The 1,948-nt window shown below is 36.2% G+C and carries 2 protein-coding genes and 1 pseudogene; all 3 read left to right on the forward strand.

The features are described from left to right. Window positions 1-524, forward strand: a 524-nt coding sequence (locus LGZ99_RS24220) for an S-type pyocin domain-containing protein (protein ID WP_262979826.1), incomplete at its 5' end; no start/stop codon positions are given. Then, entirely contained in the window at window positions 521-982 is a 462-nt protein-coding gene (locus tag LGZ99_RS24225) for a DUF6392 family protein (RefSeq protein ID WP_023043701.1), read from the forward strand. The genes LGZ99_RS24220 and LGZ99_RS24225, both read left to right, overlap by 4 nt. Before the next feature lie 128 nt (window positions 983-1,110). Then, window positions 1,111-1,230, forward strand: a pseudogene (locus LGZ99_RS24230) (DUF6392 family protein); the annotation flags it as partial. Window positions 1,231-1,948: the final 718 nt, after the last annotated feature.

Consider the following 1,948-nt stretch of genomic DNA (forward strand, 5'->3'; position numbering starts at 1 on the left):
TCCCGGAAAAAGTGGGCAGCGATATTGAATCGTTGCCGATGCCGGAAGAGAAGGATTTCCGCGATTATATTCTGATCTTCCCGATCCCGAATATGCCGCCGGTGTATGTGTATTTGAGTAAACCACCGGTGAAGCCGCTGGAAGTGGGGGAATATCATGATCTGGCCGGGCGTAGCCGTAATGATGGGATGGATATTGATCATATTCCGTCTAAGGCGGCATTAAGAAAATATTTATCAGACAATCATCCTGAGTTGAAAAGGCATCATATAGATATAGCATTAAAAATGGGGGCTGCTATAGCAATCCCTAAACGAGTGCATCAAAAATATAGTGAGACCTATGGTGGCCGTAATTCTGTAGCTAAAAAGGCTCAAGATGCCTCTGACTTGGAAATGGCAGTGGATAATAATTTTGATGCTCAGGCTCCAGGGCTAAAGGAAGAAGGTTATACTGATGAACAATTGAACAAGGCTCGTGAGGAATTACATCGCCTTAATAAAGAACAAGGGTGGTACAAATGATGTCTTATGTTGTGGAAATTGTTAAAAGTTTGGGACAAACAGCAGAGCAACTGATTGAAAAGCAGATTATTCCAGCTAATAAGTTTGAATATTTTTTTGAAGGAGACGATGAGTTTTTTTGTAAACCAGAGCTTGGCCTGAGGTTAACTTTTCACAATGCTTCAAGACGACTGTGTTCAGTAGAATTTGTATTAATCAATATCTATGATAACAATGATTCATACAGTGGCGACATGCCTCCTCCATTTTTACACTTAATGGATAAGGTAACCGTTAGAGCACTCATGGGGGAACCTGATTCCAGTGGCGGCCCTAAAAAAGTTCCGGTAATCGGGCTTACTGGTGGATTTGATGCTTATACATGTAAATTCAGTGAACAATACCCTGATACAAACATTCATTTTTCATACTTACCTGATTTCCGGGTGGATGTATTAGCATTTGAACGAGCTGTATAACTATTTCTATGGAAAGATCTTTAGGAACCCTTTTCCATTTTCTGTCTTCATCGGATAGCGGCTAACAAACCGCTATCCGTTTTAACATCTGTTTTCGTTCCATGTGTATTAGATCTTGGGTATAAATAGTGACTGTTAACGTTGAAGCTCTAATTAATAGTTTGGGGAGAACCTATCAGGAAATTTTTGATAAGGGATTAATTCTTTATAAAGCCAAACCAAATGGTTTTCCGGGTGATGAGGTTATTTAATTATAAATGGTAAAAGAGGGGGGCGTTTTATAGTGAGGGGATGAATTTAAAAGAAATTACATTAACCCTATTAAAGTTTTTATATCAAGGACGGATTTAACTCAATAAATGCAACTTTTCAAGAGGAGAGTGAATTGCGTTTAATCGAAAATCATTAACCACTAATATAGAGTTGAAAAGAAATACGTGCATAAAATAATACCATCCGAACATATGGGTATTAAAGCGCTTTCTCGCCGGTTATTTTATGAAGAAAACTATAAAAGAAGGGATAAAACGGTTAATCTAACAGTATTTAAGTCCTGAAAAGGGGGTGATTATCCGAAAAAAACAGAGTCAGTAAAGATAAAAAATGGATATGATTAGTATTGGTTAAACGTAAAATACAATATCCAATGATGATTAAACTTAACAAAAATCAGACGTTAAACGGGGTAAAAACAACGGTTAAAACTTTATACCGATTAAAACCATAAGTTAAAAAATGACTTTTAATAACAGTTTAAAGCCTGCCTATAAAATAAATGCAACTTTTCAAAAGGAGAGTGAATTACATTTAATCGAAAAGCATAAATTATTAATACAGAGTTGAAAAGAAATCCGCGCGTAAAATAATACTATCCGAACGGATGGGTATTAAAATGCCTTCTCGCCAGTTATTTTACGAAGAAAACCATAAAAAATAGCGTAATAAAAAAGGGATAAAACGGTTAAT

The sequence above is a fragment of the Photorhabdus temperata genome, assembly GCF_025384845.1.
Classification (GTDB): domain Bacteria; phylum Pseudomonadota; class Gammaproteobacteria; order Enterobacterales; family Enterobacteriaceae; genus Photorhabdus; species Photorhabdus temperata.

Coding starts and splice junctions, on each gene's coding strand:
- LGZ99_RS24225 (WP_023043701.1), top strand. CDS start 521: ATGATGTCTTATGTTGTGGAAATTGTTAAAAGTTTGGGACAAACAGCA.